Source organism: Denitromonas iodatirespirans, assembly GCF_018524365.1.
Classification (GTDB): Bacteria; Pseudomonadota; Gammaproteobacteria; order Burkholderiales; family Rhodocyclaceae; genus Nitrogeniibacter; species Nitrogeniibacter iodatirespirans.
Genome location: NZ_JAEKFT010000040.1, coordinates 22704 through 29133, shown reverse-complemented (window position 1 = coordinate 29133; position 6430 = coordinate 22704). Strand labels below are relative to the sequence as shown.

Annotated in this window: 5 protein-coding genes; 1 reads left to right on the top strand and 4 read right to left on the bottom strand. The window is 65.5% G+C overall.

Features of this window, described 5'->3' with window-relative positions:
• Positions 1 to 877: 877 nt before the first annotated feature.
• Both I8J34_RS22040 and I8J34_RS22035 read right to left on the bottom strand, forming a co-directional pair.
• The gene (locus I8J34_RS22040; RefSeq protein ID WP_214363794.1) at positions 878 to 1474 is read right to left on the bottom strand and encodes a sigma-70 family RNA polymerase sigma factor; all 597 of its coding nucleotides are present in this window, start codon (positions 1472 to 1474) and stop codon (positions 878 to 880) included.
• Complete coding sequence (locus I8J34_RS22035) at positions 1467 to 1973, bottom strand: ArsI/CadI family heavy metal resistance metalloenzyme (protein ID WP_214363793.1); 507 nt, start codon at positions 1971 to 1973, stop codon at positions 1467 to 1469. The genes I8J34_RS22040 and I8J34_RS22035 overlap by 8 nt, the downstream gene beginning before the upstream one ends.
• A gap of 244 nt (positions 1974 to 2217) precedes the next feature.
• Here I8J34_RS22035 and I8J34_RS22030 point away from each other — a divergent pair, with 244 nt between their 5' ends.
• Positions 2218 to 3351, top strand: a complete 1134-nt coding sequence (locus I8J34_RS22030; protein ID WP_214363792.1) for a helix-turn-helix transcriptional regulator — start codon at positions 2218 to 2220, stop codon at positions 3349 to 3351.
• Positions 3352 to 3445: 94 nt separating this feature from the next.
• On the opposite strand, the gene I8J34_RS22025 is transcribed toward I8J34_RS22030, so the two are convergent.
• On the bottom strand, positions 3446 to 4384 hold the full coding sequence (locus I8J34_RS22025; RefSeq protein ID WP_214363791.1) for a SphA family protein: 939 nt from the start codon (positions 4382 to 4384) through the stop codon (positions 3446 to 3448).
• A gap of 134 nt (positions 4385 to 4518) precedes the next feature.
• The gene (locus I8J34_RS22020) at positions 4519 to 6282 is read right to left on the bottom strand and encodes an amidohydrolase (RefSeq protein ID WP_214363790.1); all 1764 of its coding nucleotides are present in this window, start codon (positions 6280 to 6282) and stop codon (positions 4519 to 4521) included.
• Between the last annotated feature and the right edge of the window lie 148 nt (positions 6283 to 6430).

Below are 6430 nucleotides of genomic sequence, written 5' to 3'. Positions count from 1 at the left end.
GCCATGAACCATGCGTATCGCCGGCCCCTTGGCGTCAAGGGTTCGCTGCGCCGGGCTACGCCCGCCCTTGACCCCAACGGCCCGGCACCCCGGATCCCGCATTACCCACTCAAAATTCAAAAGAGGCAAAATTGTTGTATTGAAGGTCCAAGTCAGAATCACTCCGGGCACACAGTTTTCGCTAAAGAAGGGTGATAGATTGAGCCTATCTCTCTCGGGAAGCCTGTACCCCGCATCTGTGGCCAGCGTCGGATCAGAGAACGCCCCACTGCCCCCAGCGAGTACGGAAGAAGTTGTCGTGCGCGGCATCTTGACCGGATGTACTGACCTATGCGTGGGCAATGAGATCTCTCTGGTTAGTGGGCCGATAGTCATTGCCCAAGGCGTCGTTGAGAGCTTTGCTGAAACATCGTGAAATCAACGAAAACGCGCGTATGGCTTCGCTTCACCGCGCACGGCGCAGCCGAAGACCAATGCCGGGGGACACAGCAAGCGTAGCCCGGCCGAGGGCCATAGGCCCGACGCCGGGAACATCGTGTCGGACTGGCGATGCTGATCCCGGCGTCGCTGCGCTCGGCCGGGCTACGGGTACTGCGCGCCACCGCCCCCGCCGGGTTGGTGGCCGACTACCTCAAACGCGCGTAAGGCGGAATCCGTAGGGCGGATGGGCGACGCGTCATCCGCCTTTGGTTCCGCTTCACCGCGCACGGCGCTGCCGAAGACCGATACCGGGGGACACAGCACCATTGAACCCTTATCCGGCACGCCCCACCGACGGCCACCTCCAAAGCCTCACCTCCCCCTCCGGCCACTTCTTGCAACTGAGCCACGACAGCACCGGCCGGGTGACCCGCCTCACCTTCATGACTCAACCGTTTCATCCACAGCCATCGCCACACCCCCCGGGTGCGCGGCGGTGGTAGTCGGTGACCAGGCCGTTCGACATTTCCACCACGCAGCACGCGAGCAGCTTTTCCTTGAGCATGCGCCGGGCGCGGCTGGCGCGGCTTTTGATGGCGGATAGCGACACGCCTTGCGCCTGGGCCAGGGCGAGCATCGTCGTGCCGTCCAGGTCGGTGGCGATCAGGGTGTCGCGGTAGAGCGCGGGCAGTTGCTGGATCATGGGCCTCAGGCAGGTCGCCAGTTCCTGGTGGAAGCGTTCGTCGTCGACCGGGCGCGGGTCGGGCAATGCGTCATCCAGCTCGCAGGCCACGGGGCGCGCCGCACGGTAGTAGTCCGCCACCGTGGTGCGCGCCGCGGCATAGAGCCAGCCGGTGAGGTTGCGGGGGGCGCGGTTGGCGGCGATGGCGGCCGAGGCTTTGACGAACACGTCCTGGACCAGATCGTCGATCACCGCGGGGTCGCTCACGCGCTTGCGCAGGTAGTGGCGCAGGCCGATGCGCACGGCGGCGAAGGCTGCGCCGAGGTCGCCGGCCGGCCCCGGCGCCATCACCGGCTCCCGCGCGTCAGCCACAGCAGGCGCCGCCCGCCGGGGTGGCCTGATTCGGCAGGCAGCACGCCGGCGCCGCGGGGGGCGCATCCGCCGCTGCGGAGCGCATGGGAATGCAGCAGGCGCCCGAGGGGGCAGCCGTGTCGTGCCCGAATTCGGCGGTATCGGCCTGGGTGAAGAAGTGCTCCCAGGCGAGGCCTTGCGGGTCGAGCGTCCAGTGTTTGTTGCTCCTGGCGTAGCAACATGTTGCATCTCCCTGGTCGAGCACTTCGCCGGCTGCGGCCGATTCGGCCAGGGTTTTGAGTTCGGCCAGCGCGTCGGCGGAGTCGGCCTGGAAGCCGAAGTGGTTGAGCCCCACGGCGTGGCCTCTGGCGGAGATCGCGAAGTTGATGCGGGGGTCGTCGAGCATCCACTTGGCGTAGTCCTCCTGTCGTTTGGCCGGCGGCAGGCCGAACAGCTTGGTGTAGAAGGCGATGCTTTCGTCGATGTGCTTGACCGAAATATGGACGTGAAAACGTTTCATGGACAGCTCCTGTTGGTCGCATCTGGATCGATGCCTTTGGATAGACGCAGATCGGGCGAAAAGGTCGCAAGGCAGGGCCGTTCGAGCACATCCCCAAGGCGGCGATGGCGGTGGCGGCACGGAGTGGCGAAAGTCATGGTGCGGTGCGATTGCGCCCCATCACATATCAAGGAGTGTGATACTTCTATCAAAAAAATTTTCCAGACCCACAGAGGGGGCGCGCGACGTGAATGGAAAAGAATCCTTGTTGCTCGATCTGTATGCCTGCGCTGGCGATGCCAGTCGGTGGACGCCCTTGCTCGACGGGCTGTGCCGGGAGACGGGGGCATGCTCGGCGGTGATCCAGTCGGTCCGGGTGACGCGTTCCGGGCTGCGGCTCGAGCAGCTCGAACTCGACTCGCAGTCGCGCCAGTCGCATCGCTCGCTAACGGCCGACCTGTCCGCTGACGGAAACCCAAGGCTCGAGTTGCGCCGGATCGCGCGGGGGCTCAACCGGGTCGTCCGCGATGACGACCTGTTCGAGCGTGGCGAGATCGCCCGCCACCGGCTGGAAGACAAGCTGGCCGAAATTGGGCTGAACCGGTTTGTCGGCTACCTTCAGCAGATCGACGCCGATCGCTATCTGACCCTGGCGCTGCATCGCGCCATTGCCGATCAGGCCGATTTTTCGGGGGATCAGGTGGCCTGGCTGTCGCACTTTTCGCAGCATGTCGTACAGGCGTTCGGGCTGGCGACTCGCCGCCGAGCGGACCAGGAAGCCAACGCCGCCATGACGCAGGTGTTCGACCGCCTTGGCTGCGGCATTCTGCTCTGCGATCTCGACGGTCGGGTGCTCTGGATGAACCACAGCGCCGAGGCCTTGCTGGCATCGGACTCGGCCTTGCGCCTGAGCGCAGACGACTGTCTCCGGGCGCGCCGTACGACAGACGCAAGTCGTCTGCAAGAAGCGATCGCCGATGTGGCGCTTGCCGGCTCGGGCGGCGCGGATCGCTATCTTGCCTTGGGGGACTCGGGGGTCGATGCCCTGCATCTGAGCGTCCAGCCCTTCCGGCGACATGCTCAACACCCGCAGGGATACGCCGGGTCGGTGCTGGTGGCGGTCTCCCGCACGTGTGCCGGGGCGAGCGTTGCGCCGGCTGCGGTTGCCGATCTGCTCGGACTGACGCCGGCGGAAGGGCAGCTGGTGTCGGCATTGGTCGAGGGGAAGACGCTGGAGGAGTCTGCGCGACTTCGCGGTGTATCTATCGGGACGGTGCGGGGGCAGCTCAAGCAGGTTTTCTCAAAAACCGGGGTGAGCCGTCAGGCCGAGCTGGTCCGTGTGGTGCTGTCGTCCGCTGCCGTGCAATTCGTCGAGCGGGCGCCAAAGGTGCTCCGATGAACCCGCGCGTGGCGGGTGTTTCGCCGGTTTGAGGCAAACGGGAAAGCCCCCGCCCGTCGGCGGAAGGGCTTTCCCGTTGCGGGGCAGTGCGCCGTCAGAAGGTCCAGGCGGCCCTGAGGGTGATCAGGGAGCCCTGCGCCCGGTTGCGCGCACCGAACTCGCGGTAGGCATGGACCCAGAAGGTGGGCACCAGCGCGCCGGGCGAGAAGAAGCTCAACGCCGGCCCCAGGGCAGCGACCCGCGCCCGGTTGCCGTTGGTCAGTCCTTGCGCATCGTCATCGGTGATCTGCTGGTAGTAGTAGCCGCCCACGCCCAGGGTGAATGGACCGACATGTTGGCCGACGGCAAATTCATGCTGGTATTCAACGCCGGAGCGGTAGTTGGTGTCGTTGTTGCGCGTGTGGAAATTCAGCTGGATGTTCGACGACACTTCGAAGCCGCCCTGTGTGATGTAGGTGAACGCATAGGTCGGTGAAATGGTCCAGTGATTGGTGCCGGGGTTGATCAGGTTGTCTTTCCGGTAATAGCCGGTGGGCGCCTGGATCTGCAGCGAGGCGAGTTGGAACAGCCCGGGCGAGACCCATTGGAGCATCACCGGCGTCACCGTGATGTCGCCCTGGGCGGCATTGCTGTCCGACAGCTTGACCGTCCCGCCGGGGGTGGGGATGCCCAAGTCGAGGTTCATGTCGAGCACCGGGACAACCACCGAGAAGCCGTAGTTGGCGCCGAATATCTTGGTGTCGGTCATCTTCAGGACAGCCACGCCGAAGCTGTTGGCCCGCAGGGTGGTGTCGACCGGGCTGCGTTTGCCGTCGTTGTCCCGGATTTGATCGGCTTGATAGAAGTTCGCGCGCACACCGATCGCGGCCACGGGCGATGGCGGCGGCGCGATGCCGGCGCCGAAATCGTAGATGCCGAACGGCGTGATCGGGGCGCCACCTTCGACGGCGGCGGCGGTCGCTGCCAGCGCTGAGAGGCCAATCCCCAGAAAGATCCGGGAAACGGCGCGGGGGTGCTTGGAATGAATCGTCATGAGGGGTCTCCTGTTGTTTTGTGGCGCTGAGCGCTTGTTATGGCTTTTGAAAAGCGTCTTGCAGGGCCTCTGCCCTGCGCGGGATGCGCGGGGCGGGCTTCGTCATTCGCAGCGGACGGCCTCGATCGAGATCGTCAGCTGCCCTCTGGGCGCGCGTGGACCTGCTTGCCCTTGAAGAAGGTGCGTTGCGGCATCACGGTGTGAATCTGCTCGACGGGCAGCTGCAGGATGTCTTGGTCGAGCACGATGAAATCGGCCGACTTGCCGACTTCGATCGAGCCGGTTTCCTGGCCCAGGCCCATCGCCTCGGCGCTGTTGCGGGTGTAGATCCGCAGCGCGGTGGGCAGATCGACCGCCTGCTTGGCCCACAGGGCTCCGGGGAAAATGCCCATTGGGTCCTTGCGGGTGACCAGCCCCTCGATGCCGATCCAGGGATTGGCCGTTGGCTGCCCGGCCGGCCAATCTGAACCGCCGGCCACCAGGGCGCCGGCCTGAACCAGCGATTTGACCGGAAAGAACAGATCGGCACGCGCCTTGCCGATCACGGAGGCGATGGCCATGTGGATCCCGCTCGGAAACCACAGCATCGGAGAGATGTCCGCCACGACATCGAGCTGCGCAAACCGGGGGATGTCGTCGGGAGCAATGAAGCTGGCATGGGCAATCTGATGTTGCGGCCCGTCTGGCCCGTTGCGTTTGCGCACCGCTTCGATGGCGTCGAGCGCGAGGCGGACCGACCCGTCCCCGGTGGCGTGCATCTTGACCGGGACCCCACGCTTGTCCAGCGCGGTCAGCAGATCGGTGAGTTGTTCGAGCGTGTACTTGGCCTCGCCGCTGTAGTTGTTTCCGTGCTGGTGGTCCGGCAGGTAAGGGGCGAGGAACTTGGCGGTGCGCGCCGGCGGCACACCATCGAGAAACAGCTTGGCAAACGCCGGGCGAACATTAGCGCTGCGGTACTGGTCGCGGACGTCCACCAGATCGATGCCGGTGCGATCGCCCGGGTGTTCCGGCGGCATCGCCGACAAGGAGGCCACCATGTGGAAGGGCAGCCCGTGTTCGCGGTCGACCTGGTGCCAGATCTTGAGGATCGCTTCGGAATCGAAGGCATCCTGAGCGCCGGTGATGCCAAAGGCGTTCAAGGTCTTGCCGGCGGCGATCGCCGCTTGGGTCTGCCGCTCGGGCGTCCGTGGCGGAATCTGCTTCATCACCGCGAGGAAGGCGGGAAACTCCTTGAGCAGCCCGGAGGGCGCGCCCGAGGCCGCGTCCTTGACGATTTCGCTCCCCGGGGGGCTGATGCTCTCGGCCGTGATGCCGACTCGCCGCATCACTTCGCTATTGACCCACCGGTTGTGGAAACTGTCATCGCGCAAGACGACCGGGTGAGCGCCGCTGACCTTGTCGAGTGCGGCGAGCGCGTCGGCGGTCGACACCTCCGGGATCAGGCCGCTGCCCCAGGCGGCACCGACGATCCAGTCGCCCGGCTCGGCGCGCTGCACACAGTCCGCCACGCGCGCGAGCACCGCGGGCAAGGGGAGATTGGGCGCCATGTTGCAGGCATACAAATCCTCGTAGGCGCCATCGAGCGGATGCATATGGACATCGTTGATGCCGGGCATGGCCATCTGGGTCCCGTGCAGATCAAGGATCTGCGTGTCGGGGCCGACATAGGCCATCACCTCGGTATTCGAGCCGCGGAACACATAGCGCCCGTCGCGGACCGCGAAGGCCTCGACCCGCGATTGCTCGTCCGCCATGGTGTAGATCGGACCGTTGCGGACGACCAGATCCGCCTTGGCCGGCACCTGTGCGGCGAGCGGCGAGACCAAGGCCGTGGCGGCCAGTCCCGCGGCACACCAGACGACGCGCGTGCGCAGCGTTCGTGATTCCCTTTTTTTCATGGGGCTCTCTCAGTGGGTGAACATGCCCCGAACGCTACGGCTCGACCGAAAGTCGCGCACCTCCCAAATGGGAGGCATGGCGCACCACCTCCCGACGCTCACCGGGAATCGGGCAGCCTCAGCCCGATCAGGCGACCACATTCTTCAT